The organism is Aliiroseovarius lamellibrachiae, from assembly GCF_018599245.1.
In the GTDB taxonomy this organism is placed as follows: Bacteria; Pseudomonadota; Alphaproteobacteria; order Rhodobacterales; family Rhodobacteraceae; genus Aliiroseovarius; species Aliiroseovarius lamellibrachiae.
This window is the reverse complement of record NZ_JAHEVJ010000001.1, coordinates 357,582-382,783: the sequence shown is the minus strand read 5'-3', so window position 1 is coordinate 382,783 and position 25,202 is coordinate 357,582. Positions and strand designations below refer to the sequence as shown.

The 25,202-nt window shown below is 57.4% G+C and carries 33 protein-coding genes; 18 read left to right on the top strand and 15 right to left on the bottom strand.

The window, feature by feature from the left end:
• The first annotated feature begins 220 nt into the window (after nt 1–220).
• Together KKW20_RS01960 and KKW20_RS01955 are read left to right on the top strand one after the other, a co-directional pair.
• Nucleotides 221–598: a hypothetical protein gene (locus tag KKW20_RS01960; protein WP_214565606.1), complete on the top strand. Its 378-nt coding sequence runs from the start codon at nt 221–223 to the stop codon at nt 596–598.
• Entirely contained in the window at nt 595–1,077 is a 483-nt protein-coding gene (locus tag KKW20_RS01955) for a YdcF family protein (protein WP_214565604.1), read from the top strand. The genes KKW20_RS01960 and KKW20_RS01955 overlap by 4 nt, the downstream gene beginning before the upstream one ends.
• 3 nt (nt 1,078–1,080) lie before the next feature.
• Here KKW20_RS01955 and KKW20_RS01950 read toward each other — a convergent pair whose 3' ends face one another.
• From KKW20_RS01950 to pobA, 5 genes are all read right to left on the bottom strand, one after another.
• Nucleotides 1,081–1,494 carry a hypothetical protein gene (locus KKW20_RS01950; RefSeq protein ID WP_246534390.1) on the bottom strand — a complete coding sequence of 138 codons (414 nt, stop codon included), beginning with the start codon at nt 1,492–1,494 and terminating at the stop codon, nt 1,081–1,083.
• Between the two features lie 104 nt (nt 1,495–1,598).
• Nucleotides 1,599–2,183 carry a rhodanese-like domain-containing protein gene (locus KKW20_RS01945; protein ID WP_214565602.1) on the bottom strand — a complete coding sequence of 195 codons (585 nt, stop codon included), beginning with the start codon at nt 2,181–2,183 and terminating at the stop codon, nt 1,599–1,601.
• A gap of 18 nt (nt 2,184–2,201) precedes the next feature.
• Entirely contained in the window at nt 2,202–2,522 is a 321-nt protein-coding gene (locus tag KKW20_RS01940) for an antibiotic biosynthesis monooxygenase family protein (protein ID WP_214565600.1), read from the bottom strand.
• 296 nt (nt 2,523–2,818) lie between these two features.
• On the bottom strand, nt 2,819–3,226 hold the full coding sequence (locus KKW20_RS01935) for a universal stress protein (RefSeq protein WP_214565597.1): 408 nt from the start codon (nt 3,224–3,226) through the stop codon (nt 2,819–2,821).
• Between the two features lie 99 nt (nt 3,227–3,325).
• Nucleotides 3,326–4,507, bottom strand: coding sequence for a 4-hydroxybenzoate 3-monooxygenase (pobA, locus tag KKW20_RS01930; RefSeq protein WP_214565595.1), 1,182 nt, complete (start codon nt 4,505–4,507; stop codon nt 3,326–3,328).
• A gap of 91 nt (nt 4,508–4,598) precedes the next feature.
• On the opposite strand from pobA, the gene KKW20_RS01925 reads away from it, so the two are divergent.
• Nucleotides 4,599–5,459, top strand: a complete 861-nt coding sequence (locus tag KKW20_RS01925) for a helix-turn-helix domain-containing protein (RefSeq protein ID WP_214565593.1) — start codon at nt 4,599–4,601, stop codon at nt 5,457–5,459.
• Nucleotides 5,460–5,666: 207 nt separating this feature from the next.
• On the opposite strand, the gene KKW20_RS01920 is transcribed toward KKW20_RS01925, so the two are convergent.
• From KKW20_RS01920 to KKW20_RS01895, 6 genes are all read right to left on the bottom strand, one after another.
• Nucleotides 5,667–6,518 carry a class III extradiol dioxygenase family protein gene (locus tag KKW20_RS01920; RefSeq protein ID WP_214565592.1) on the bottom strand — a complete coding sequence of 284 codons (852 nt, stop codon included), beginning with the start codon at nt 6,516–6,518 and terminating at the stop codon, nt 5,667–5,669.
• On the bottom strand, nt 6,519–6,890 hold the full coding sequence (locus KKW20_RS01915) for a protocatechuate 4,5-dioxygenase subunit alpha (protein WP_214565590.1): 372 nt from the start codon (nt 6,888–6,890) through the stop codon (nt 6,519–6,521). It abuts the gene before it with no gap.
• Entirely contained in the window at nt 6,890–7,786 is an 897-nt protein-coding gene (locus KKW20_RS01910; protein ID WP_281422095.1) for an amidohydrolase family protein, read from the bottom strand. Before KKW20_RS01910 ends, KKW20_RS01915 begins: the two co-directional genes overlap by 1 nt.
• A complete protein-coding gene (locus KKW20_RS01905; RefSeq protein WP_214565588.1) occupies nt 7,783–8,844 on the bottom strand; it encodes a 4-oxalomesaconate tautomerase in 1,062 nt (353 codons plus the stop codon). Before KKW20_RS01905 ends, KKW20_RS01910 begins: the two co-directional genes overlap by 4 nt.
• A gap of 98 nt (nt 8,845–8,942) precedes the next feature.
• Nucleotides 8,943–9,635 (bottom strand): 4-carboxy-4-hydroxy-2-oxoadipate aldolase/oxaloacetate decarboxylase, encoded by a 693-nt coding sequence (locus KKW20_RS01900; protein WP_214565586.1) that lies wholly within the window; start codon nt 9,633–9,635, stop codon nt 8,943–8,945.
• Nucleotides 9,632–10,381 carry a PIG-L deacetylase family protein gene (locus KKW20_RS01895; protein ID WP_214565584.1) on the bottom strand — a complete coding sequence of 250 codons (750 nt, stop codon included), beginning with the start codon at nt 10,379–10,381 and terminating at the stop codon, nt 9,632–9,634. The genes KKW20_RS01900 and KKW20_RS01895 overlap by 4 nt, the downstream gene beginning before the upstream one ends.
• Nucleotides 10,382–10,514: 133 nt before the next feature.
• On the opposite strand from KKW20_RS01895, the gene KKW20_RS01890 reads away from it, so the two are divergent.
• The 11 genes from KKW20_RS01890 to KKW20_RS01840 all read left to right on the top strand — a co-directional run bounded on the left by KKW20_RS01890 (nt 10,515) and on the right by KKW20_RS01840 (nt 18,781).
• Complete coding sequence (locus tag KKW20_RS01890; RefSeq protein WP_214565582.1) at nt 10,515–11,759, top strand: LysR substrate-binding domain-containing protein; 1,245 nt, start codon at nt 10,515–10,517, stop codon at nt 11,757–11,759.
• A gap of 73 nt (nt 11,760–11,832) precedes the next feature.
• A complete protein-coding gene (locus KKW20_RS01885) occupies nt 11,833–12,777 on the top strand; it encodes a Gfo/Idh/MocA family oxidoreductase (protein ID WP_214565580.1) in 945 nt (314 codons plus the stop codon).
• A 489-nt stretch (nt 12,778–13,266) separates the two neighbouring features.
• Nucleotides 13,267–14,793 (top strand): signal recognition particle protein, encoded by a 1,527-nt coding sequence (gene ffh, locus KKW20_RS01880; protein WP_214565578.1) that lies wholly within the window; start codon nt 13,267–13,269, stop codon nt 14,791–14,793.
• 2 nt (nt 14,794–14,795) lie between these two features.
• Complete coding sequence (locus KKW20_RS01875; RefSeq protein ID WP_214565576.1) at nt 14,796–15,350, top strand: GNAT family N-acetyltransferase; 555 nt, start codon at nt 14,796–14,798, stop codon at nt 15,348–15,350.
• Nucleotides 15,347–15,877, top strand: coding sequence for a GNAT family N-acetyltransferase (locus KKW20_RS01870; protein ID WP_214565574.1), 531 nt, complete (start codon nt 15,347–15,349; stop codon nt 15,875–15,877). Before KKW20_RS01875 ends, KKW20_RS01870 begins: the two co-directional genes overlap by 4 nt.
• Nucleotides 15,874–16,170, top strand: a complete 297-nt coding sequence (locus tag KKW20_RS01865; protein WP_214565573.1) for a chorismate mutase — start codon at nt 15,874–15,876, stop codon at nt 16,168–16,170. The genes KKW20_RS01870 and KKW20_RS01865 overlap by 4 nt, the downstream gene beginning before the upstream one ends.
• Before the next feature lie 79 nt (nt 16,171–16,249).
• Complete coding sequence (rpsP, locus tag KKW20_RS01860) at nt 16,250–16,636, top strand: 30S ribosomal protein S16 (protein WP_214565572.1); 387 nt, start codon at nt 16,250–16,252, stop codon at nt 16,634–16,636.
• Between the two features lie 37 nt (nt 16,637–16,673).
• Nucleotides 16,674–17,303: a 5,6-dimethylbenzimidazole synthase gene (gene bluB, locus KKW20_RS01855; RefSeq protein WP_214565571.1), complete on the top strand. Its 630-nt coding sequence runs from the start codon at nt 16,674–16,676 to the stop codon at nt 17,301–17,303.
• A gap of 17 nt (nt 17,304–17,320) precedes the next feature.
• Nucleotides 17,321–17,473 (top strand): hypothetical protein, encoded by a 153-nt coding sequence (locus KKW20_RS01850; protein ID WP_214565570.1) that lies wholly within the window; start codon nt 17,321–17,323, stop codon nt 17,471–17,473.
• Complete coding sequence (rimM, locus tag KKW20_RS01845; RefSeq protein ID WP_214565569.1) at nt 17,470–17,982, top strand: ribosome maturation factor RimM; 513 nt, start codon at nt 17,470–17,472, stop codon at nt 17,980–17,982. The genes KKW20_RS01850 and rimM overlap by 4 nt, the downstream gene beginning before the upstream one ends.
• 1 nt (nt 17,983) lies before the next feature.
• A complete protein-coding gene (locus KKW20_RS01840) occupies nt 17,984–18,781 on the top strand; it encodes a hypothetical protein (protein ID WP_214565567.1) in 798 nt (265 codons plus the stop codon).
• Here the strand turns inward: KKW20_RS01840 and KKW20_RS01835 are convergent.
• Complete coding sequence (locus KKW20_RS01835) at nt 18,778–19,722, bottom strand: aminoglycoside phosphotransferase family protein (protein ID WP_214565565.1); 945 nt, start codon at nt 19,720–19,722, stop codon at nt 18,778–18,780. The two genes, KKW20_RS01840 and KKW20_RS01835, sit on opposite strands and share 4 nt — an antisense overlap.
• 74 nt (nt 19,723–19,796) lie before the next feature.
• Between KKW20_RS01835 and trmD the strand changes: the two genes are divergently transcribed.
• Nucleotides 19,797–20,651: a tRNA (guanosine(37)-N1)-methyltransferase TrmD gene (gene trmD, locus KKW20_RS01830; protein ID WP_214565563.1), complete on the top strand. Its 855-nt coding sequence runs from the start codon at nt 19,797–19,799 to the stop codon at nt 20,649–20,651.
• Nucleotides 20,652–20,689: 38 nt separating this feature from the next.
• Here trmD and KKW20_RS01825 read toward each other — a convergent pair whose 3' ends face one another.
• Nucleotides 20,690–22,579, bottom strand: coding sequence for a cation:proton antiporter domain-containing protein (locus KKW20_RS01825; protein WP_214565561.1), 1,890 nt, complete (start codon nt 22,577–22,579; stop codon nt 20,690–20,692).
• Between the two features lie 429 nt (nt 22,580–23,008).
• Between KKW20_RS01825 and rplS the strand changes: the two genes are divergently transcribed.
• The 3 genes from rplS (at nt 23,009) to KKW20_RS01810 (ending at nt 24,404) form a co-directional block, all read left to right on the top strand.
• Complete coding sequence (gene rplS / locus KKW20_RS01820; protein ID WP_214565559.1) at nt 23,009–23,383, top strand: 50S ribosomal protein L19; 375 nt, start codon at nt 23,009–23,011, stop codon at nt 23,381–23,383.
• Between the two features lie 11 nt (nt 23,384–23,394).
• Nucleotides 23,395–23,616, top strand: a complete 222-nt coding sequence (gene rpmE, locus KKW20_RS01815; protein WP_214565557.1) for a 50S ribosomal protein L31 — start codon at nt 23,395–23,397, stop codon at nt 23,614–23,616.
• 149 nt (nt 23,617–23,765) lie between these two features.
• Entirely contained in the window at nt 23,766–24,404 is a 639-nt protein-coding gene (locus tag KKW20_RS01810) for a COG3904 family protein (RefSeq protein ID WP_214565555.1), read from the top strand.
• Nucleotides 24,405–24,462: 58 nt separating this feature from the next.
• Here KKW20_RS01810 and KKW20_RS01805 read toward each other — a convergent pair whose 3' ends face one another.
• Together KKW20_RS01805 and KKW20_RS01800 are read right to left on the bottom strand one after the other, a co-directional pair.
• The gene (locus tag KKW20_RS01805) at nt 24,463–24,834 is read right to left on the bottom strand and encodes a Lin0512 family protein (protein ID WP_214565553.1); all 372 of its coding nucleotides are present in this window, start codon (nt 24,832–24,834) and stop codon (nt 24,463–24,465) included.
• The gene (locus KKW20_RS01800) at nt 24,831–25,178 is read right to left on the bottom strand and encodes a Lin0512 family protein (protein WP_214565551.1); all 348 of its coding nucleotides are present in this window, start codon (nt 25,176–25,178) and stop codon (nt 24,831–24,833) included. Before KKW20_RS01800 ends, KKW20_RS01805 begins: the two co-directional genes overlap by 4 nt.
• Nucleotides 25,179–25,202: the final 24 nt, after the last annotated feature.

Sequence of the window (25,202 nt, the reverse complement as noted above, 5' to 3'; positions counted from 1 at the left end):
GAAAGGCACCTGGGGCCACCTCAGGTGCCTTTGGCATTTTCACCTAGGGTATTCGAGGCCGCGAGAGACAGAAGACATCCCTGAATACATTGAAATCTTTTCTTTAAACCCGCACCCGCCGTTTCACATCAGGTCGCGCGCTTTGACATTTCCGACGGTTGTTTTGGGGTGTCTGCCCCCCAACTTGCTGCTATGATGCGGATATTCTTTCGGAGGCCCCATGTTTCGACACATCACCTTAGTCACGCTCCTCTTGACCCTCGCAGCCTGCGCCACGCCGCAAAAACAATGCATCGCCAAAGCGTCAAAAGCCCTGCGCCAGGCCCAGCGGGATGTCACCCGGATCGAGGGAAACCTGGCGCGCGGCTATGCCATTCATCGCCAGACCATTCTGGTGCCCACGGTCGAAATCTGCACCAAACCGGACGGGTCGACCTATTCCTGCATCGACCACGATCACCGCACCGTTGAAACCCCTGTGGCGATTGACGTCGCCGAGGAAAAGCGCAAGCTTTCTGCGCTGAAAACCCTGATCCGAAAAGAACAGCCCAGCGTGCAAAAAGCCGCTGCCGCCTGTGTGGCTGAATTCCCGGAATGACCCAACAGGTGGGCATGGTGTTGGGGGCGATGGTCCTGGCCGATGGATCCCCCTCGCCCACGCTTTTACGGCGCGGCCAGCACGCGGCACAGCTGTGGAAAGAGGGGCGTGTTGATCTGATCATCACCACCGGCGGCATGTCCCCGTCCGGACGCAGCGAGGCCGAGGTGCTGGCCGGCATTCTTAAAGATGCCGGCGTGCCGCAAAACCGCATCCTGCTCGAAGAGATGTCGCGCACCACATGGGAAAATATCTCGCTATCCTGCCCGCTTCTGCCCAAAGGGGCCGAGGTGGTTTTGGTCACAGATGCGTTTCACGCGCCGCGCGCGCGACTGATGGCGCGCCGCCTTGGGCTTGTGGCGCGCTCTAGCAGCCCATCGGCCAAAACGATGCGGCCCCATATTCTGGTCAAAAACATCCTGCGCGAAGGGGCGGCCTTTTGTTTGCACACCCTGCATTGCCTTCTACGCAATCGTTAGATCTTATTTTGAAACAGTGACTTGGACCGAAGTTCCCAAGCTGCCGCGCCCGTAAATACGCACAAAGACCGTGGCCCCGCCATCCACAAGGTTTTGGGCCGCCCGCGCATTGATCGTGCCATTCATCACCATCTGCTCCATCGCCGCACGATTATCAATTGATCCGAAAAACGGGTCCCATTCATCCCCGGGCTGACTGATGCCATAGCGATGAAAATTGGCGCGGTCCTGACGCAAAACCTGCCATGGTTCACGCAAGCGCGCGCCCTTGGAATTGTGAAGGTCCTGCTTGCCGATATAGGCCACATAGGCGCCGATCAACTCATCCGCCTGTGCCGCCACCGGCAAGGACAACAGGCCAATCGCGGCGATGGCTGACAAAGTAATTGATTTCAAATTGTTTTTTAAAAATTGCATCGTCATGCTCCCTCTTGTGTTCCAACCTGAAACCCCACGGATGTAACGTCAATGATTTGCCGCAAAATCAGTGGGGTTTTGGCTGTTTTTCCGCAGACCAAGGATCAGGAACCGTCCGTGACGGTCAGACCCAGCATGCGCCAAGCGTGCATTCCGCCACGATAATAGTTAATCTTATCAGCGGGATAGCCCGCCTCGATCATGCGGCGAATGGCGGTTGGGGACTGTCCACACCAATTGCCATTGCAAAAGAGCGCAACGGTCTTGGCGTCGGAGCAATCAAATCCGTCGAAATCCACTTCGCACCCCAATTCGTCCATCCTGTCGGCGGCCTCGTTATACGGGATCGAAATCGCACCGGGGATGCTGCCGCCCGCGTGATCTTTGGCCACACGGCTGTCGACCACAATCACCTCTGGGTCCTGTAAAAATCCGAGCATTTCCAGTTCGCCAATCGGGGTCACACCGGGGGCCGGCACCATCGGCTGAACGCAGAAATTCGGGCAAGGGCGTGACGTGCGGGCCCATTCGCCGCGAAGTTCATGCGCGGGGTCTTGGATGCGTTCGATCACCACATCGCCCCCGGCGGTTGGCACCAAAACCGTGGTCACATCGCGACGAATATTCACACCATCCGCAAACGCGGGTGCAGCCATCACACAGGCCGCCGCAAGTAATAAGAACCTCATGCTATCCACCTGTAATTATTAATTAAATGTTTCAATGACGTCATACATGACCGGTTCAAATCCCTTACACAGCCCGGCGATTTTGCGGTTGCGTTCGCGCATTTCCGGCGTGCGCAACATGGCCTGAAAATCCTCTCGCTTTTGCCATTGCGAGTAGTTCGCGATGCGGGTTTGCGCATCATTCACATGCAGCCCTGCGCCCACAAATCCAGGTTGTTTTGAAATGAAACTGTCATAGGCATCCCGCAGCGCATCCAATAGATCCTGACAGGTGCCGGGGGTCATTTCGAATGTGGTGATAACCGTTTGATAATCGGGGGCTTTGCTAATTTTTGGCATGGCTTCCTCCTGTTTATTTAGGCGACGCGCCTTTGACCCGAGACAGGGGAAAGGCAGGGCACTTTAGATCAGCCTAGCGCGAAGATGCGTAGTTTTGAATAGGTTATTCGTCGCAGGTCGCGATGACCAGTCACGCGCCTGCGGAAACTGGGGCCATATTCGATTTGGACAGCATACTGTGATGTCGCCGATCGCTCAGGTCCCTGAACGGATTGGTCACCTTGCGGCTAGACATGTGACGAAAAAGGCGAGCCACGGAAGCTCGCCTTAATGATTTTTAGTTTAATTCCAGCGTGTTACCGCGAAACATGTACACAGCACGGCGCATGACGCACGACGCGTGCGGCCGTTGACCCAAGGAAGAAATCCGTCAAGCCAGGGCGGTGGGATGCCACCACAATACAGTCCACATCGTGATGTGTCGCATATTCGACAATCGCGTGGCCGGCATGGCCCGACACGACCTTGGCGGTCACACCCTCGATCCCATCCAGCTCGCCTTTCAGGCGCTCTTCCAACTGTTGTGCATTGTCTTCAATCTGGCCCACCGGAAGATATTGCGCCACATACGAAGGCACCTCTTCCATCACATGCAGGGCCGTAATTTTCGCACCTTCATCCGCCAAAACCTTAGCGATTTTAAGGGATTGGTTGCTGTCGCGCCCATGATCGAGGGCGATGGGAACAAGAATATTTTTATACATGACAGAGCTCCTTTTTTTTGCGCTCACTTCCGTCTTTGGCCCGATTTTACGTGGCCTGCATGTTGCTCACCATGATGCAGGTCAAACCATCCGCAGGGGTCAAAACGGCAAGCCCACATAGTTTTCAGCCAAGGTCTGAAGCGCCGCGTCCGATGACAAAAGGTATTCTAAATCAGTATCTTGCAATCTCTGATCATAGGCGTCGCTGTCTGGAAAGTGATGCAAGAGCATGGTCATCCACCAGCTGAACCGTTGCGCTTTCCACACCCGCGCCAAGGCCTTTTCACTGTATTGTTCAAGCCCGGTGCTGTCGCCGTTTACATAATGATCAACCATCCCGCGATAAAGATAATGGATGTCACTTGCCGCGGTGTTCAGCCCCTTTGCGCCCGTTGGCGGCACGATGTGCGCGGCGTCCCCTGCCAAGAATAAATTCCCGTAACGCATTGGTTCTGCGACATAAGATCGTAGCGGCGCGATGGATTTTTCAATCGAAGGCCCCGTTTCCAAGTCCCTTGCAACATCGTCCGGCAAACGCCGCTTCAGCTCATCCCAAAACGCCTCATCCGACCAATCCTCGGGCCGATCACTCAGCGGCACCTGAATGTAATACCGGCTGAGCACCTGGGAACGCAGCGAACACAGCGCAAAACCCCGTGCCGATTTGGCATAAATCAATTCGGGCGAAACAGGCTTGGTTCGGGACAAAACACCAAGCCAACCAAAGGGATAGAGCTTTTCGTATTCCTTCAGAACATCCCGTGGAATGGCCTTTCGGCTGACCCCGTGAAACCCATCAGCGCCAATGATAAAGTCACAATTCACCCGAAATGTCTCATCCCCTTGCCGGTAGGTCAGATAGGGATTGGCAGTTTTCACATCATGCGGGCGCACATCCAAAGCCTCGTGGATCACCTGCCCGCCCCTCTCGGATCGCGCCTCATAAAGGTCACGCGTCAGCTCGGTTTGGCCATAAACAACCACGCTGTCACCGCCAGTATATTTAGCTAAATCAATATGATAGCGAGCATTTCCATCCGCGATGAAAAACCCCTCATGCACCTCACCCTCAGCGTCCATGCGCGTGCCACAGCCCGCTTCGCGCATCAGTTCGGCAAAACCATGCTCCAGCACCCCAGCCCGAATGCGCCCCAGCACATAGTCACGGGTGTGGCGTTCCAACACGACACTGGAAATTCCTTTTTTATCAAGCAGTTGGCTAAGCAACAGACCCGAAGGCCCACCGCCGATGATGCCAACTTTGGTGGTGATGCTGTTCATAATGCGCTCCTTCGCGTCCGTCGGTTCAGCTTGCGGCAAGATGCGGTAATCTGGAATGGACTGGCGCGCCCATTACTGGTACTTATCGAACATGACACAGATCGAAACCTACACCCTTTTCGGCGAACAAAACGACCTGCCGGACGTGGTGCATTGCGAACCGATTGAGGCCCGCAGTGCGCTGCATGATTGGGAGCTAAAACCCCATCGTCATGGCCGGTTGCACCAGATCCTTTTGCTCAAAAGTGGTGGCGGATTTGTGCAATTTGAAGACAGGACACATGCGCTGCCTGCCGCCTGCCTGGTCTCTGTTCCCATCGGGGCCATTCATGGGTTTCGGTTTAATCCCGGCACGCGCGGCTGGGTTTTAACCCTGTCGGCTGAACTGTTGGATGAACAACTTCAGTCGAGCGAGGGCTTACGCAGCTACTTGCAATCCCCTTTGATACTTGAGAGTTCTTCTGAGTTTCGACAGATTTTCCGCGCAATCGCGGAGGATTACACACACCGTAACTTTGCCCGCGCCCATATCCTGCGCGCCCGCGCCAGTCTTTTGCTGGGTTTGGTGGCCCGAGTGATTTCCAACGATCACCCAATGCCATTTCGCACCGACAGCCCCCTTCAACATCGCTTTGAACAGTTGATCGACAGACACATCACGGATCATTGGGGTGTGGCGAAATACGCCAAACGGCTTGGGGTGTCGCCAACCCATTTGTCCCGTGTCATGCGTGCGGCCACAGGCAAGTCCGCGCGCGCCGCCATTGAGGATCGTTTGATCCGTGAGGCGCGTCGTAACTTGGCGTTTTCGAACCTTCCGATTTCACAGGTGGGATACGCGCTTGGCTTTGCGGATCCCAGCTATTTCAGCCGGGTTTTCACCCGCGCCACCGGGATGAGCCCGCGTGATTTTCGCCGTGGTCTCGACACTCCCGACCGGGAAAAACTGTAAACTGTTTAAAGATTTCAAAGCCAAAACTTTAAACAGTTTAAAGGGGGTAAAACGGGAAACTTTAAAGTTTTCGCGGGTCTCGCACCAAAACTGTAAACTCTTTAACGCCCCCATTTTACCCGATTTCAGAGCATTTCCAGTCCACGTTGTGTCGCTTGCTCGCTGCCTTTCGCTGCGCTCAAACGCAAAATGAAAACTGGAACCGCTTTAGTCGTCCATGCATTCCAAAAGCATGGTCCCCGCCCCGGTGTTTGAAATTGGGATGTGATAATTCTCAGTCAGCAGTTTGACCTTTTTGCCAAGGGCGCCACGCATCATCATCCACATCAGAAACTCGGTGCCTTGCGCGCCTGCTTTTTCAACCAGCTCCATCCGGGTGATTTTGGTCAGCTCTTCGGGGGTGTCGACGATTTTTTCCATGCACATGCGATCAAAATCATGGTTGATGAACCCTGCACGTTCGCCGTCCAACTGGTGGCTGAGCCCACCGGTGCCAAGCACCACAACGGTGATATCCTCGGGCCAGCTTTGCACCGCTTTTCGCATGGATTTGCCAAAGTTCAGCGCGCGGTTCAGGGTTGGGATCGGGTGGATCACCGTGTTGGCCGACACCGGGATCGCGCGGGGCAAATCTTTGTTGTGCGGCGCACCCGGCCAGAAGAGCTGCATCGGCACGACAAAGCCGTGGTCCACCGGCAATTCCTGGCAGGATGTGATGTCGAATTCATCCTCAACCATGCCTTCAATAATATGCCACGACAGCTCCGGCGCGCCGGGAAACGGGTCAAGCTGTGGGATGCCCCAACCTTCGTCTTCGTTCTTGTATTCATGCGCGGCGCCAATGGCAAAAGTCGGCATTTGATCAAGGAAAAACCCAAGCCCGTGATCGTTGTAGATGTTGATCACAACGTCGGGTTTCTTTTCGGCCAGCCAGTCGTGGATCTTGGGATAGCCGTCAAAAAACGGCTTCCAATATGGATCATCCTGCAGGTTATTTGCGATCGCATTGCCAACGGCGGGGATGTGCGAGGTGGTGATGCCCCCAATGATTTTCGCCATTTATTTGCCCTCCGGCTTTGCCTGGTCAAGCAGTTTTTGCTTGAACTCTTCGGTGGTGACGCCGGTTTGCTGGGCGCCCACATCCTGTACCGACAGCTTCCAGATCCCAGCGAGTTTCGCGAGGTAATAGATATTGCCGCCCTCGGCGATCATGCCCAGAACATCCTTGGCGCGTACCGCGATTTTCTGCGCCTCGCTCAACCCGTAGCGGTCCATGAATTCCTCGGGATCGGCCACAAAAGCATCGCGCATATCGGCGCGGTTAAAGGCAAAGCACATCTTATTCAGCCCATAGCCTTTCATCGCCATGCGTCCGTCAAAAATAGTGGTGCCTTCAATATGGGTGTGATGGTCGAAGTCATTGATATCCATTAAGAACCCTCCTGTTCTTCGGGCCAATAAAGGCGCATTGGATTGGCGATAAGCAGCCTCTTCTGCAGCTCATCTGTGGGGGCAATTCGGGGAATATAATCCACCAAAACCCCGTCATCTGGCATATGTGTTTTCATGTTGGGATGCGGCCAATCGGTGCCCCATAAGACGCGGGTGGGAAAGCGTTTCACCACCTCAGCAGCGAAGGGTACAACGTCATCATAGGGCGGGCCTTCTACGGTCAACCGCTCGGGGCATGTGACCTTGGTCCAGATGGTGTCATGGCGCGTCATCAGGTCAAGAAACCGTTTGAAATCAGGATGATCCGCACCTTTGGCCACATCCGGCCGGCCCATGTGATCCACTACGATCGTGGTGGGGAGCTGCGCCAGAAAGGGCTCCAAATCCGCAAGGTCAGCGGCCTCAAAATAGACCACGATATGCCAACCCAAGGGGGCAATTCGCGCGGCGATTTTCAAAAATACCTCACGCGGCGTGGCCTCCACCAAACGGCGCACAAAGTTGAACCGCACCCCGCGCACGCCGGCGTCATGCATCTCGGCAAGCTCCGCGTCCGTAACGTCTGGCCCAACGCTCGCCACGCCCCGCGCCCGCCCGTTTGACGCCCGGCAGGCATCCACCATCGCGCGATTGTCCCGCCCGTGGCAGGTCGCCTGAACAATCACGTTTCGTGAAAATCCCAGGTGATCGCGCAGGGCAAAAAGCTGGTCCTTGCCCGCGTCACAAGGGGTGTATTTCCGCTCCGGCGCAAAGGGAAATTTCGCCGCCGGCCCAAACACATGGCAATGGGCATCCACGGCCCCAGTCGGGAGTTTAAAGCCAGGTTTTTTGGGGTTTGGGTGAAATTCTAACCAATCAGGATCCATTTGGCTCATGCAAAAATCTCCCCATCCATCAGCTTTCGTGCAGTGCGTAAAATCGCGGCGTGTTGCAGCTTACCACCCTCGTGCGTGATCTTAACCGCCGTGATGCCCGTTGGATGCTCAATGCCCAAAGTCGGACTGTCCTTTGTGTCACATTTCGCGATCTCATGGGCCACTGTTCCGGGGGTCACACAGGCGGTCGCGACACTGACCGCCGCCAAAACACCGATGCCTTTATGCACCCGATGCGGGATAAAACTGCGCGTGGAAATGGCACCGGATATGGCGGGGCTGATCAAGGTCATTTTGGGCACAGAACTGTTGGTCACATCCCCCAAATTCATCATCTCTCCGCACGCCAGTCGCAACGATTCAAGACGTGTTTTCAAGGCAGTATCGGCCTCCAACACCTCTGGATCCTCTGACCCAGAAAGCCCTAAACCCACAGCCCCAATCAACACGCAAGGCATGCCCGCATCAATCATCGTGACGGGTACACCATCCACCACATCGCATGTATTCCCGCTGGGAAAAAGCGCACCACAGCTGGCCCCGGCCGTGTCCCGAAACGCCACAGAAATCGGCGCGGCAGTACCCGGCACACCGTCAATTTGCGCCTCCCCATCATAACGCACCACCCCGCCAGGGGTGTCCACCATAACATCCGCAATCTGCCCCGAATTCACCATCAAAACACTGACCGGAGTGACGCCATCGCGCGCCGCAACCAGCCCCCGTTCAATCGCAAACGGGCCAACCCCTGCAAGGATATTGCCACAGTTTTGCGCATCCGACACCACGGCGCGGTCCACAAACACCTGCAAAAACAAATACTCCACATCGACGTCAGGCCGGTCAGAGCCGCTCACCATCGCCACCTTTGACGTCAGCGGATCGCCCCCCCCCATGCCGTCGATTTGCCGGGGGTCGGGGCTGCCAAAGGCGCGCAACAAAAACGCATCACGCAGAGCAGAATCACCGGCGGAACCACCGGGCACATCTTCCGCCAGAAAATATCCGCCTTTCGACGTGCCCCCCCGCATCCACATGCACCGCACACCCTCAGACATCGGCCGCCCCGGTGTTCTGTGCACTTTTTCTTGTCATAAATATCTCGGGGGACGCCGAAGGCGGGGGGCAGAGCCCCCGCTTTGATGTGAGCACACTCTTACACATATTTCAGACCCTTCTGCGCCAAACGCCCGCGCATGTCGTAAAGATCAAGCCCCAGTTCTCCGGCCTCAAATCGCGCCCGTTTTGCAACCTCATTTGCTTCGCGCGCACGGCCTTTTTCCAAGACCTCCGCCGCCTCATCCCGGCGCACAACACAGACGCCATCGTCATCGGCCACGATCACGTCACCCGCGTTTACCAAAGCCTCGGCGCAGACCACCGGCACGTTGACCGATCCCAGCGTTTCCTTGATCGTGCCTTGCGCGCAAATCGCTTTGGACCAGACCGGGAACTGCATTTCAGTGAGGTCACGAATGTCGCGCACCCCGCCATCAATGATCAACCCACGACAGCCCCGCGCCTTGGCAGAGCTTGCCAGAAGATCGCCAAAATACCCGGCATTTGAAGGGCTTGTGGTGCCGAGCACCAGAATATCCCCGGGCCTCACCTGTTCCATCGCGACGTGCAACATCCAATTGTCCGCGGGCGGCGCGAGGATGGTGACCGCCGACCCCGCCACCCGCGCGCCGGTATAAATGGGCCGCATGTAACTGGCCAAAAGCCCTTTGCGCCCCTGTGCTTCGTGTACGGTCGCCACGCCCAATTCCGCCAATCCGTCGATCACATTTTGATCGGCGCGCGGGATATTTTGCACCACAAGGCCGGTGTCGCCGGGTTGATATGTCATGCCAACTCATCCACGGTTTGCGGGAACACGGTTTCAAACCCTTCCGCGTACTCCGCCTTGCGCCCACCGGCCATGCCGCCGGAATTGCGTCGGAAATGATTGCCGCGATTTTGGGCAACATTGGTATAGAAGTCCCACAAATGCTCTTGCCCTTGCATGCATTCGATCGCAGCGCGTTTTTTGTCCCACACAGGCGTGATGTCGAGGAACACATCCGGTTTCCATCCCATCTGTTCGGTCTGATGCGGTTCAAACAGGTAAAGTTGCGGCGCGCCCAACACTTTTTCACCGGGTTTATGCCCCCAGGCCTGCGCGATCATCCGGCATTCCAGCGCAAATTGCGTCGTGTTCATATGGTCGGTATTGTAAGGGTCCCAGCGCGAGTGGGACATCATCCATTTTGGCTGGACCTCGCGGATAATGTCCACCATCTGATCTTGCGCATCGCGGTCAAGGCGCAGGGGATAATCACCCAGATCGAGAAAGCGAATATCACGCACGCCAAGGGCACTTGCGGCTTCCTCAGCCTCCTTCCTTCGGGCGGCTTTCACACGCTCAAGTGTCATGCCGTCTTGCTTCCACAGTTTGGCACTTTCCCCGCGTTCACCGTAAGAAAGACAGGCCACTGTGACCTCATACCCCAATTGTTGATGCAGCGCGATTGCACCGCCTGCGCGCCAGACAAAGTCGGCGGCATGGGCGGAAATCACCAAGGCGGTTTTCTTTTCATCAGCGGGTATAGACATGGCGGCTCCTACGAAATCATGGGGTCATCCTAGCCTAACGACGGCACAAATCCCTATTTCAAAGGGCCACGATGCTGATAAGTTTTTGCTATATGTGCTAGACCATGCGGTGGTCTTGTCGTTAGTCTGAACCATGGCCATTACGTTCCTAAACATCCGTCACCTACGTGCTTTTGATGAGGTTGCCACCCGGCGCGGCATCTCTGCCGCTGCCAAACGGGTGCATCTGTCGCAACCCGCCGTGACACAGGCGATTGCGGGGCTCGAGCGGCAATTGGGTGTGACCCTGTTTGATCGTCGCGCAGGCGGGATGTTTCTGACCGAAGCGGGCGCGTTGTTGCACCCACGGGTTCAGGCGATGTTTGCGCAATTGGCGGCCGGGGCACAGGCGGCCACCCGGCGCAGGTCGGCACATGAAGGGCCCACACCCTCGCCTGGGTTTTACCTGCACAGCACGTCCGCGCAGCTGCGCGCGTTGATTGCCATTGGCGCATCCGGCAGTTTTTCCCTTGCTGCCCAAAGCCTTGGCATTTCGCAACCCTCGGTTCACCGGGCCGGGCGGGATTTGGAAAGTCGCGCGGGGGTGGCGTTTTTTACGCAGTCGCGGCGCGGGGTGGAGTTAAGCGAGGCGGGGGACATCTTTGCGCGTGCGGTGCAATTGGCGCACGCCAACCTGCAGCAGGGGTTGGATGAGGTGGCGCATTTGGCCGGCCGCGATACAACCCGCATTCGCATTGGCGCCCTGCCCCTGCCGCGCAGTGCCATCCTGCCGCGCGCCATTGACCGGTTTTTACACGCCGCCCCCTCGGTTTCGGTACGCAATGTGGATGCACCCTATGACGAGCTGTTGCGCGCGCTGCGTCATGGTGAATTGGACCTGATCATCGGTGCGTTGCGCGATCCAATCCCGGCAGAGGACGTGGTGCAAGAGGTGCTGTTTGAGGATCCGTTGGCGGTGATTGCGTCGCCGGATCATCCGCTTTTAACCGGCGCGCGCCCGGACACAGCCGCCCTGCTGGCGCAGCCGTGGATTGCCCCGCCACTGTCGACCCCGTCGGGGGGATATCTCGCGCGGTGGTTGGGGCTTGAAGAAGGTCACCCGGCGGTGCGCGTGGTCACAAGTTCGATGGTTTTGACCCGCACGCTATTGTTGCGTGGGCCGTATTTGGCGATCTTGTCGAAAAGTCAGGTTGCCCACGAATTGGCGCGCGGCGAGCTTGCCGCACTGGACATTCGCCTGCCCGGCAGCCACCGCCCCATTGGGCTGACGCTGCGCAAGGATTGGCAACCGACGGCGACCCAAGCGCGGTTCATCACAGCGCTGCGCGAGGCCAGCGCGGTTGCATCAAAAACAGCGCGCTATAGCAAAAACCAATAGGACACCGCGTCAATCAATTTCCACGCTCGGTTCACCATGATATGGTCACGTCAGCCGGAAGAAGGGATAATTTATGCGGATTTGTGTGGCGGGCGCTTATGGCGCGTTTGGGCAGAAACATCTGGACGCTTTGGCGCAGATTGATGGGGTCACCGTCACATCGGTGATGGGGCCAACGCGCGCAAAAATCGACGCCTGTGCGGCGGAACGTGGCATCGGCCACGCGGCGACCGATTTGGCCGACTGCCTTGCCCGCGACGATGTGGATGCGGTGATCCTGTCGACGCCAACCGGGCTTCATGCGGAACAAAGCATCGCCTGTATGAATGCCGGCAAACATGTGCTGGTTGAAATCCCGATGGCGGATAATCTGGCCGACAGCCAAGCCGTTGTGAACAAGCAGCGCGAAACCGGATTGGTCGCCATGGCGGGCCAAGTGCGCCGCTTTAACCCCAGCCACCAATGGATCCACAATAAGATCGCGGCCGGTGAATTGACCCTGCAACAGCTTGATGTGCAAACCTATTTCTTCCGCCGCAGCAATACCAACGCCAAAGGCGAGGCACGCAGTTGGACCGATCATCTGCTGTGGCATCACGCCTGCCACACGGTGGATCTGTTTCAATACCAAACTGGCGAGGTCTGCTCGCAGGCGCATGGGTTACAGGGGCCAATCCATCCAGATTTGGGCATTGCGATGGACATGTCGATTGGGATGAAAACTCCATCAGGTGCAATTTGCACGCTTTCACTTTCATTTAACAACGATGGGCCGCTGGGCACGTATTTCCGCTATATCTGCGACAATGGCACCTATTTGGCGCGCTATGACGATCTTTATGACGGTTATGAAAACCAGATTGATCTGTCGGATGTCGCCGTATCCAGCAATGGGATTGAGCTGATTGATCGCGAGTTCATTGCCGCCATCCGCGAGGGCCGCGCGCCCAATGGATGTGTGTCGGATGTGCTAGGCGCGATGCAAACACTTGATAAGATTGAGCAAAGCCTGAGTTGATTAGGGGCGAACGTAAGGGGCGTTGCCCCTCGCGCTCTGCGCTCACCCCAGGATATTTATAGAAAGAGGAAGGGAGCGCGCGCCTTTTCCTCTTTCTATAAATATCCAAATGCGGTTCGGGCGCCACAAGGGGGACGATACGAAGGGCAATGGCGTGTTCACAAGCCTATGTTTCCTTAATGATTTGCCCCGTTTCACGCGCCGAGATTGCTTGACTCTGCGACAGAGACTCAGTAGAGAAATTCCAACTTCCGGGAGTATTGTCACTTCCGGTCCCTTGGCACATGCCGGGATCGCCCCCTGTCAGCGCGTCGCGCCCACAGGGGCGCGCTGCGTTGGGAAGTTCATCTGACCAACACACATAGCGTGCCCACAGGGGTGATACTCGTTTGAGCTTGGTCTTGAGACTGGCCTGCATCAGGGGAACACACTTGGAACTGCGCAGCCCGCCCCCATTTAGGTGGGGAGCAACGGCGAAAGGAGCCGCAAATGTTTGAGAGCCTGTCAGATCGCCTATCTGGTGTCTTTGACCGCCTGACAAAACAGGGCGCATTGTCTGAGGAGGATGTGAAGACCGCGCTGCGCGAGGTACGTGTGGCTTTGCTAGAGGCGGATGTCTCGCTGCCGGTTGCGCGTGATTTCATCAAGAAAGTACAGGATGCGGCCACCGGCCAGTCGGTGACCAAATCGGTCACGCCCGGCCAGCAGGTTGTGAAGATTGTGCATGATGCGCTGGTTGAGATTTTGACCGGCGAAGGCGAACCGGGGGCTTTGAAGATCGACAGCCCGCCCGCCCCGATCCTGATGGTGGGTTTGCAGGGCGGTGGTAAAACCACAACCACGGCAAAGCTCGCGAAACGGCTGAAAGAAAAAGACGGCAAGCGCGTTTTGATGGCGTCTTTGGACGTGTACCGCCCGGCGGCGATGGATCAGCTGGCGGTTTTGGGCACGCAAATCGGCGTCGACACCCTGCCGATCGTAAAGGGTGAAAAGCCCGCAGCCATTGCCAAGCGCGCCAAGCAACAGGCGACGATGGGCGGCTATGACGTCTATATGCTCGACACCGCGGGCCGTTTGCACATCGACGACGTGTTGATGGGCGAGGTTGAAGAGGTCTCGAAAATCGTTGACCCGCGCGAGACATTGTTGGTTGTCGACGGTCTGACCGGCCAAGTTGCGGTGGAAGTGGCCCAGGAATTTGACGCGAAAATCGGCATTTCCGGCGTGGTTCTGACCCGGATGGATGGCGACGGTCGCGGTGGGGCGGCGTTGTCCATGCGCGCGGTCACCGGCAAGCCGATCAAATACGTTGGTCTTGGCGAAAAGATGGACGCGCTGGAGACGTTTGAGCCGGACCGGATTGCCGGGCGCATTCTGGGCATGGGCGACATTGTGGCCTTGGTTGAGAAGGCGCAAGAAACCATCGAGGCTGAACAAGCCGAACGCATGATGAAGCGCTTCACCAAGGGTCAGTTCAATATGAACGACCTGAAGATGCAGCTGGAACAGATGATCAAGATGGGCGGCATGCAGGGGATCATGGGGATGATGCCGGGCATGGGCAAGATGGCCAAACAGGCCGAAGCCGCGGGCATGGATGACAAGGTGTTGAAACAGCAAATCGCGCTCATTCAATCCATGACAAAACGCGAGCGCGCCAACCCGCAGCTGTTGCAAGCCAGCCGCAAAAAGCGCATCGCCAAAGGCGCCGGCATGGATGTCTCTGATCTGAATAAGCTTTTGAAAATGCAGCGTCAAATGTCCGACATGATGAAGAAAATGGGCAAGATGGGCAAAGGCAAGATGATGAAGCAGGCCATGGCGGGCATGTTTGGCAAAGGTGGCGCTGCGCCCGGCATGGGGGCGGACGGCATGGGCGGAATGGACCCAAGCCAGATGGACCCAAAAGCGCTGGAAGCGGCGGCAAAACAGCTTGGCGTCAAGGGCGGCTTGCCTGGTCTTGGCGGCGGTATGGGTCTGCCTGGTGGCCTGTCTGGTTTTGGGAAAAAGAAATAAACATGACCATCACGATCGAAACCCCGCGCCTTATGTTGCGCCCGCCCGAATTGGGCGACTGGGAGGTCATCGCGGCCTTCTTGGGGTCGGATCGTGCCGGTTTTATCGGTGGGCCGTACACGCGCGCCAAAGCGTGGCGTGGGTTTGGGCACATGGTTGGCCATTGGACGCTGCGTGGATTTGGTCTGTTTGTAGGGCTTGAAAAAGACAGCGGCGCGCCGGTTTTATCCGCCGGTCCGTGGTTTCCCGAAGGCTGGCCCGAGCATGAGCTTGCGTGGTCTGTCTGGGACGCAAGCGCCGAAGGCAAAGGCCTTGCCGCCGAGGCCGCCATCGCCACCCGCGACTGGGCCTATACCGAATTGGGGCTAGGCACGCTTGTCAGTTATATTGACGCGGATAACACACGATCAGCCGCGCTGGCAAAACGCTTGGGCTGTGTGATTGACCCAAATGCTCCGCTGATTGACGGGGGCGAAGAGGACGCGCACCAAGGCGCCTATCATGTCTGGCGCCACCCCGCCGCTGATGCCGATGGCAATCCGGGGGCTTATGCATGACCCGTTTGACCAATATCCCAACCCTCACCACGGATCGTCTGACCCTGCGCCTGCCCACTGAGGCGGATTTTGACCTTGTGGCGGATTTCTTTGCCTCAAAAGAGCGCAGCTGGGGCTTTGGTGGCCCGCTCGATCGCACCGGCGCATGGCGCTGGTTTGCCAGCAATCTGGGCCATTTCGCCCTGAAAGGGCACGGGTTTTGGTTCCTTGAAACCGCCGCTGGCGACACGGTTGGCATGGTCGGCCTTTGGGGGCCTGAGGGCTGGAATGAAACCGAGCTGGGCTGGGTGATGTTCGAAGGTTCCGAAGGCAAAGGATACGCGCGCGAGGCCGCGATTGCCGTGCGCGAATATGCCTATGACACATTGGGTTGGGGCGCTTTGTGTTCCAACATTTTCCCCGGCAACGACCGCTCGGTTGCCCTTGCCGAACGCATGGGTGCCACGCTGGAAAGCAACTGGGACAGCCCGACCCACGGCACAGAAATGGTGTATCGCCACCCCTCAAAACAGGAGCTTCAGGTATGACCGATGCCGCCACGCGCGCCGCCGAGGTTTTGAAAGACCACCGCGCCTCGATTGACCGTCTGGACGCGATCCTGGTCTATACTTTGGGCGAACGCTTTAAACACACGCAAGCCGTGGGCAAGCTGAAGGCCGAACACGCCCTTCCGCCTTCGGACCCGTCCCGCGAAGCCAAGCAAATTGACCGGCTAGAGGATCTGGCGCGCCGCGCGGAACTTGACCCGGAATTTGCCAAGAAATTCCTGAACTTCATCATTGATGAGGTCATCAGGCATCACAAACAGCATCAGGAATAAACCTGATCAAACGAAACACTGAAATGCGGGGACCGCACAGAAACGGCCCCACAAATAGCTAGAAAAAAGGAAAACTCTCATGGCTATGAAAATCCGTCTCGCCCGTGGTGGCTCGAAAAAACGCCCTTTTTACCGTGTGGTCGCTGCTGACAGCCGTATGCCACGCGATGGTCGTTTCATCGAAAAACTGGGCACCTATAACCCACTGCTCGCCAAAGACAGCGAAGAGCGTGTGAAACTGGACATGGAACGCGTTCAGTACTGGTTGGATAAAGGCGCACAGCCTTCGGACCGTGTTTCGCGCTTCTTGGAAGCCGCTGGCGTTCTGCCTAAGAAAGACCGTGCAAACCTGAAAAAAGGTCTGCCAGGCAAAAAAGCAACTGACCGTGCAGAAGAAAAAGCAGCGAAAGTTGCTGCGGCGGCTGAAGCTGCGGCTGCACCTGCAGAGGCTGCTGCTGAGGAATAAATCCTCCGGCGACAAAAAGGTGGGGACGAGATCAGAGATGCAGGCCTTTTCAAGTGACTTTCAGTCCGATCTCGAAACCTTAATGCGTTGGCGGCGTGACGTGCGCCGCTTTCGCACCGACCCTGTGGACGAGGCACTTCTGACGGAGTGCCTCGACGCATTTTTGCTGGCCCCTTCGGTGGGGTTGAGCGAGCCGTGGCGGGTGATCCGGGTGGAAAGCGCACGCGCGCGTGCCGCCGCCCTTGCCAATTATTCAGCGGCGAATAAGGCCGCGCTTGCCGGATATTCCGGTGACAAAGCAAAGATTTACGCAAACCTGAAACTGTCCGGGATGGCGGATGCCCCCGTGCAACTTGCGGTGTTTTGCGATGAGGGCACTGACAAAGGCGCGGGGCTAGGTGCTGGCACCATGCCGGAAATGCGCCGCTATTCCGTGGTCACGGCGATCATGCTCTTTTGGCTTGCCGCCCGCGCGCGCGGCTTGGGGCTGGGCTGGGTGTCCATTCTGGATCCCGTCGCGCTGTGCCGCGATTTGGATGTGCCAGACAGCTGGGCCTTGGTGGGCTATTTCTGCCTTGGCTGGCCCGAAGAGGTCGCCGACACGCCAGAGCTGGAAGACACCGGATGGGAAGCCCGCCGCGGCCAATTGCCCATCGACGTAAGATGAAGGCGTGAGGTGAGGAAATGGGTTTGATTTTCAAGCCAGTTCGGACGATCCTAATCCTGGTCGCCGCCTTTGTCGCGGGCGTCCTTTATGAACGAAATTCGGCCACAGACCGCTGCCTTGATGCGGGCGGACGCGTGGCAGACAGTGGCTTTTGCGAAGGTGTGAAATGAGCGAAGATCGGATTTGCGTGGGCGCCCTATCGGGCTCTTTTGGCGTGAAAGGCGAGGTGCGTGTGAAAAGCTTTTGTGCGGATCCCGGTGCGATCGCCGACTATGGCACACTGTGGTCAGAGGACGGCAATGACAGCTATGATCTGATCATCTCGCAACAGATCAAAAGCGGATATGCCGCGCGGATCACCGGTATTTCCACCAAGGAACAGGCGGATGCGACCCAAGGGGTCAAGCTGTTTGCCGATCGGGATGCGATGCCGTCCCTACCGGATGATGAGTTTTATCATGCTGATTTAATTGGGCTTTTGGTGTTGGACACGGGTGGAAAAGAATTGGGCCGGGTCAAGGCCGTGCACAACCACGGCGCGGGCGATGTGCTTGAAGTGATGGGAACAGGCATGCGCACCGGTGCGCTGTTGCCTTTCACTCGCGACGCGGTGCCAACGGTTGATTTGGCGTCCGGACGCATCATCGCCGACCCGCCCGAAGGCGTATTTGCCGACTGATATGCCCCCAGACAGCCCACCCAAAATCATCGTCCACTTCGGGGTACACAAAACCGGCACAACCACCGCCGAAGCCACGCTTGAGGCCAACCGCGATCTATTGGCCCCGGTCGCCCAGATCGTGACCCGCAAGACTTGGCCTGACGTGACCAAGGCCGCCAAGATCCACAGCACAGATCCGTCAACCTTAACGCGGTTTGGCGAGGTTTTCGCCGCGCGGCTGGCCGATGTTGTGTTGGGTGCGGATCAGGCGCTTCTGATCAGCAATGTGGATCTGTCCGGCCAGCTGCCCGGCCATCCAGAGGTGACAAATTACGACGGTTTACCCGCACGGTTAAACGAGATCCAAGGTCAGCTTCTGTCCCGATTTGGCGCGCAAGCACAGCTGCGGTTTGTGATGACAACACGCGGGCCTGCGGCATGGTTGCGATCGCTTTGGGCACAGAACCTCAAGGTGCATCGAGAGGTCAGAAGCCAAGAGGAATTCGCGGAACAATTTGCAGATCTGGCGCAATTTAGCCCGCTGATCAAAGCCATCTCATGCGCCATTTCCCCCGGCACACTTACTGTTGAACCTCTTGAAAATACGTCACTTTTACCAATGGGGCCCGCCACGGCGGCGCTGCGTCCGTTGGGATCTGTGTTGCCCCCCCTCCCGCTTGTTCCGCATCGCCCGATGAAGCAAAGCTTGCCCGAAGAGGCGCTGGAGCTGCTTTTGGGCATGAACCGTTCCGGGGTGTCTGACAAGGCGTTGAAAGAGGTGAAATCCGATGCGATTTACCTTATGCAGAACCTTTAATCGCGAACGACAAACACCTCTGCTGCCATGCGCAAAATGCCTCGCAATCGGCGTTGTTGTTTGGGCGAGCGATCCTCTTTGCGTTTCGGGATTGAAAGCCAATCTTCCAACAGCAAAATCGGGAGCAGATAGCCAAGCGCCGCGTCGGTGTCGCGCGGCGTGCCGTACCCGTCCCAGAAGGCCGCCAAAGGCTCTGGTCCGAAATCAAACCACGTTCCGTAGCGCAGCAAAAACCGCGCGAGATCATGGGCTGGGGGCACCTTGGCAAGCGGTTCGAAATCAATGCCGAAACAGCCATCAGGCCCAAGCAAAAGATTGCGCAAATGCATGTCGCCATGTGAGGCGGCGATCCGGGTCGGCTGACCGCGTGCGCGATCCCCCATCGCCGGAATTTGCGCCGCACAGGTCAGGAAAAGGTCGCGACGTGGTACATCTGGCGCCCGGGTTTCGACCTTATTTTGCAGAGATTTCGCCCAGTTGAGCATCCGATCCGGGTTGATCTTGCGCGCAGGTTGCAAGGTGGCATTGTGATATGCCCCAAGCCATCGGCCACAGCGGCGCAGGATGTCGGGTGCCGCGTCCAAGCCCACTTCGGCAAGGTCCAAAAGCTCGTGGGCGGGGCGGGCGTTTACATGGTGCTGCAAAGCGCTGCGTCCTTTTACATCCACCGACAGAAGGGCGGGCACCATCCCTGCGCCCAGCCTGTCATAGGCAAATTGCTGCGCTGTCGCGCGTTCAGAAAACGCCTCTTCGGTCGCATCGGGATCATATTTCAGGACCAGATCCTGCGTGCCCGCCAGAAGGCGCAACACAATTCGCGTGCTGCCTGGCTGAAGCCGGCAAGACAGAACGCGGGGGGTGGCATCTGACAGCTTTTTCGCCGATGCGCCCAAATGCGGCAGGCGCGCCATTGCCCGCGTGATCAGTTCTTGTTCGGTCATATCTTGCCCCTCAAACGCATGTGCGCGGTGAAAGCATTGTTTGCAATCTGCCCTGTTTGTCGTAGACAGCGCGCATGTCTGACGTCAACAAAAATACCCCCGCCCCAAATGCAACCGTATCTGATACGGCGGTGCCGAAATCGCATGGGCGCCTGTCAATTTCGGCCAGCGTGACGCCGCGCGCGTTAATGACCGACCGTCCCCGTTTGGCGGGCGCTTGGACGGCAAAGATGATCACGCTGTTTCCCGAGGCCTTCCCCGGTGTGCTGGGCGAAAGCCTGACGGGCAAGGCGTTGAAAGACGGGTTATGGGCGTTGGAAACGATTGATCTGCGCATCTTTGGGCAGGGCAAACATCGCAATGTGGATGACACGCCTGCGGGCGGTGGCGCGGGGATGGTGCTGCGCGCTGACGTCTTGGGCCGCGCGATTGATATGGCGCAGTCCGGCGTGCCGGAAAATCGGGATGAATGGCCAATCATCTACATGTCGCCGCGCGGCAAACCGCTGGATCAGGCGATGGCGCAGCGCTTTTCCAAGGCGCGCGGCATGACCGTGCTGTGTGGCCGGTTTGAGGGCGTGGATGAGCGCGTGCTTGAGCATTATGACATCGAAGAAGTCTCATTGGGGGATTTTGTTCTGACCGGCGGCGAGATTGCCGCCCAAGCGATGCTGGATGCCACCGTGCGCCTGTTGCCTGACGTGTTGGGCAATGCCGACAGTATTGAGGATGAGAGCTTTTCCAATGGGTTACTCGAACATCCGCAGTACACGCGCCCGGCAGAATGGCGCGGACATGTGATCCCGGACGTGCTGATGTCGGGTCATCATGGCAAGATCGCCGACTGGCGCCGCGCGCAAAGCGAAGACATCACCAAGACACGTCGCCCCGACCTGTGGGCCGCGCATATGGATGACAAAAAAGACTGAGTTAAGGGGGGAATGGCGGCGCATGGCGACGCGCGCCCTCAGCCGTCTGAGGCGTCAAAGGCTGAGGCTTTGGATGAGGCTTTGGACATGTTCCCCCGCAGCTCCTCCTCCCATTCCTCACGCATCGCGCGGGCGCGTTCCATATAGGGTTTGTTTTCGGTGACCGGCGTGTCGATGTCGTAAAGATCGGCCAGTTCCAGCATGGTTTTACGGTCCATTTCCGCAAAAGCATCAACCATATTTTGCGCCGCAGGGCGCGAGCGGCCCAGGGCTTCGAGCACCGAGCGCGACGCGCGCAGCGAGCCGTCAAAGGTTTCACGGATGATATCACGACAGCCCACCGACCACAGATCATAGACATGTTCGCGGTTGATCGCGCGCGCCACCACATGCACATGCGGGTGAAATTTCACCACATGGCGCACCATATTTGTGATCTCATCTTTGTCGTCAATCGCCACCACCAGCACTTTGGCCTCGTCAATGCCAGCGGCATGCAACAGGTCCGGGCGCGTGGGGTCGCCAAAGAAGACCTTCACCCCAAATTGGCGCAGCATTTGCAGATGATCGGCGCTGTAATCCAGAACCGTGGTGTCATACCCCGCCCCGCGCAGGGACCGGTTGACGATGCCGCCAAAACGCCCGTGACCGGCGATGATGATATTGGCATGACTGTCAATTTCATCCGCCTCTTGTTCTTGCTGACGCAGGTAGCGCGGGGCGAGAACGCGGTCGTAAAGGATGAACAACGCCGGGGTGAGCAACATCGAAAGCGCCACCACCAACAACAGCAGGCTTGCAACGTCGCTTGGGATCACAGCATTGGCAACCGTATAGGAAATCAGCACAAATCCGAACTCACCAGCCTGCGCCATGCCCAGCGCAAACAACCATTTGTCGCCCCCGGACAGCCGGAAAATGCGCGACAGGATCAGCAAGACAGCCGATTTCATCGCGATCAGCCCCAGGGTCAGCCCAATGATCAGACCAAGGTTTTCCCAAAGGAGGACAAAGTCGATACTGGCGCCCACGGTGATGAAAAAGATGCCAAGGAAGATGCCGCGAAACGGGTCAATGTCGCTTTCCAACTCGTGACGAAACTCATTCCCGGCCATGACCACCCCCGCCAAAAAGGTGCCCAGCGCGGGCGACAGCCCGACCATGGTCATCAACAGCGCGATGCCCAGCACCATCATCAGGGCTGTGGTGACAAACAGCTCGCGCAGGCGGGCGCGCGCCACAAAGCGAAAGATTGGCCCGGTCAGATAGGTGCCCGCGATGATCACGCCCGCAATCGCGGCCAAGGTCACGGCGCCATGTTGCCAGCCGTTCAGCCCGGCCACCAGATCAAGGGTCAGCCCCCCCCCGTGGCTGTCGTGATCCGCCCCATGGGACATGACGTCCATCAGCTCGGGCAATGCCAAAAGCGGTAAAAGCGCCAGCATCGGGATCACGGCGATGTCCTGAAACAGCAGCACCGCAAAGCTGGTCTGGCCGCCATCACTGCGCAAAAGTCCTTTTTCCTTAAGGGTTTGGTTGACAATCGCGGTGGAAGACAGCGCGAAGATCAAGCCAATCGCCAAAGACACGGTCCAGGGTTGGCCAAATGCCATTGCGACCCCCATCACCAACGCTGTGGTCACCCCCACTTGCAGACCGCCCAGCACAAAGATGCGCCCGCGCAGTTGCCACAAAGCTTTTGGGTTCATCTCAAGCCCGACAATGAAAAGCATCATCACCACGCCAAATTCGGCAAAATGCTGAAGCGACACCACATCCGCGCCCGCCCATCGTAAAACCGGGCTGATCGCAATGCCCGCAATCAGATAGCCCAGCACCGACCCCAACCCAAAGCGGGCCGCAATCGGCACCGCAATCACACCCGCCAGAAACAGGGTGAAAGTGATCAACATAAATTCAGCAGTCATCGCGCGCGCCTTTTCACTTTATAGTGCAATGTTAAACGATTGTGCCCGCCCTGCACCCCCTTAAATGTTCAGATTTTCGGATCGGTGCCGCGCGGTTCAGACGCCCATTTCCTGCGCCGGTGTGCACGTCAGACCCCATGCAATTCCCCCTTGCGTTACAGGGAAAACAGGCCGAGAACCGGGACTGTAAAACGCTTGCATCCGTCCCCTTATCTGGCCTATACACCGCCTGTCCGCCACTCACCCGAGTCGCGCGGGCCTGTTCTGGTATGGGGCCACGTTCTTTCCGTGGGGCAAACTCGCCGGTTCAGACACCAAAGAAACGATGAATGACCTCTGGCGGGCGCAGATGCGGACCCGATGAAGACGCAGAGCTCTTATACGTCACCAACTTTGCGGACCAACCGCAAGCTAGATAGGAGTGATCAGATGAACCTGATCCAAACACTCGAAGCGGAACAAATCGCTTCATTGGGGAAAGACATCCCTGATTTTAAAGCCGGCGATACCATTCGCGTAGGCTTTAAGGTGACCGAAGGTACACGGACCCGTGTGCAAAACTATGAAGGCGTCTGTATTGCCCGTAACAACGGCAAAGGCATCGCTGGCTCGTTCACCGTTCGCAAAATTTCTTTTGGTGAAGGCGTGGAACGTGTATTCCCGCTCTTCTCGACCAACATCGAAAGCATCGAAGTTGTTCGCCGTGGCCGTGTGCGCCGCGCCAAACTGTATTATCTGCGTGCCCGTCGCGGTAAATCCGCACGTATCGCCGAAGATACCAACTACAAATCCAAAAAAGCCTAAGGAGCGTCGTTATGAAAAAGGATATCCATCCCGATTACCACATCATCGACGTCAAAATGACCGACGGTACGATCTTTCAAATGAAATCGACCTGGGGCAAAGAAGGCGACCAAATGGCGCTGGACATCGACCCCTCTGTGCACCCTGCATGGAACGGCGGCAGCTCGCGTCTTATGGATACTGGCGGCCGTGTGTCGAAGTTCAAATCGAAATACGAAGGCTTTGGCTTCTAAACCACGCCTCTTTCGAAAAAGAAACGCCGTCCCTTGGGGCGGCGTTTTTTGTTTGGGGTGACCATCTCGCGCCTGTGCGGCATTTCCCCTTGATCCTTTTCGGCCAGCAGGCTTTTGTTGGAAAACACCACCAACAAAAGAAGTGTTTCATGCTTTCACGACAGTCTGGTCTTTTTGGTCTTTTCTCCGGCCTCACCCTCGCCCTTGCAGCCTGTGACGCCCATGGAGAAGAGGATTATGATCCCCTGCGCTTTGTCACCCAAGGAACGCAATTGATTGCGACGGGTGAGATTGACAGCCGCAGCCCACAAGCGTTTACCAAAGCGTTGCAAATGGCCCCAGACACTAAGATGCTTGTCCTGCAATACGTTCCGGGATCATTGGATGATGAGGCCAATCTTAAACTGGCGCGGGCAGTCCGTGACAGTGGGCTTGCGACATTTGTACCAAAGGACGGATTGGTCGCCTCGGGCGGCACTGATCTCTTTCTCGCGGGTGTGACACGCACCGCGGTGGCCGGGGCCTGTTTGGGGGTGCACAGTTGGTCTGGCGGGCCAGATTTCCCTTTGGCCACAGACCTTCCGCATGATGATGAAGAGCATGAGAAATACCTAATTTACTACAATGCTATGGGCATCCCCGAGGCCTTTTATTGGTTCACTCTAAAGGCTGCGCCAGCCGAGGGAATGCATTGGATGTCTGCCGCAGAAATCAACACCTATCAGATGACAACTGAGCCGATGGCCGCGGCCGTGCGATCAACGCGCCGCTGCGAGGAACGGTCATAGGCGACACAGCGATGCCCCCCGTGGGGGCACGATAGATTGGCATGTGAACGGGTCGCGCTTATGTGGCGTCCTGCGTGGCGCAAGTGTATTTTCCCGCCAAATCAGGCAAGTAAGCTTCAATCGCCGCCGTTGCGACCACATGGATCTGATCGCCGGATTGTGTGTTCATCCCACCCTTTACGGCGCGCACTTCGGCACGCCCCCTTGGCAGGGTGGCTTGGACAGCGCCCACATCCACCTTGTCCGGCTCTGCCACACCAATCGTCACCGCCACCCGCATGTCTTGGTGATCCAGCCCCAAGGTGGAAAACAGCGTGATGGAGGAATGATGCAGCGCGTCTTGCACCGCGCGACAGGCGGCTTTGGTGTAATCCTGACCGTAAAGATCATTGCCCATGCCCATCTCAAGGATCATGCGTTTCTCGCTCATGCCACCTCCTCCAGATCAAAGGACACGGCAATGGCGGCATTGGCGATCACGGTATGACCGCCCGAGGGTTTGGGCACATCCAACCCGCCGTGTGCCACGGTGATTGCAACCTGACCATAGGGGAAAATCGCAGCAAGTTCAGCGACATCCACCGCATCTGGTTGCTGCACGGCGATCTCAACATCCACCAACATGGCCTCTTTCTCAAAGCCGAAAAGTTCGGCCATATTCACCGAATTGTGCCAAAGCGCATCACGCACCGCCCGCGCCGCGGCCTGTGTGTAATCCATCCGGCGCAGCGACGTGCCCATGCCAAACTCCACCAACACTCGTTTTTTCGCCATAAAGATCCCCTTTTCATGCAAATT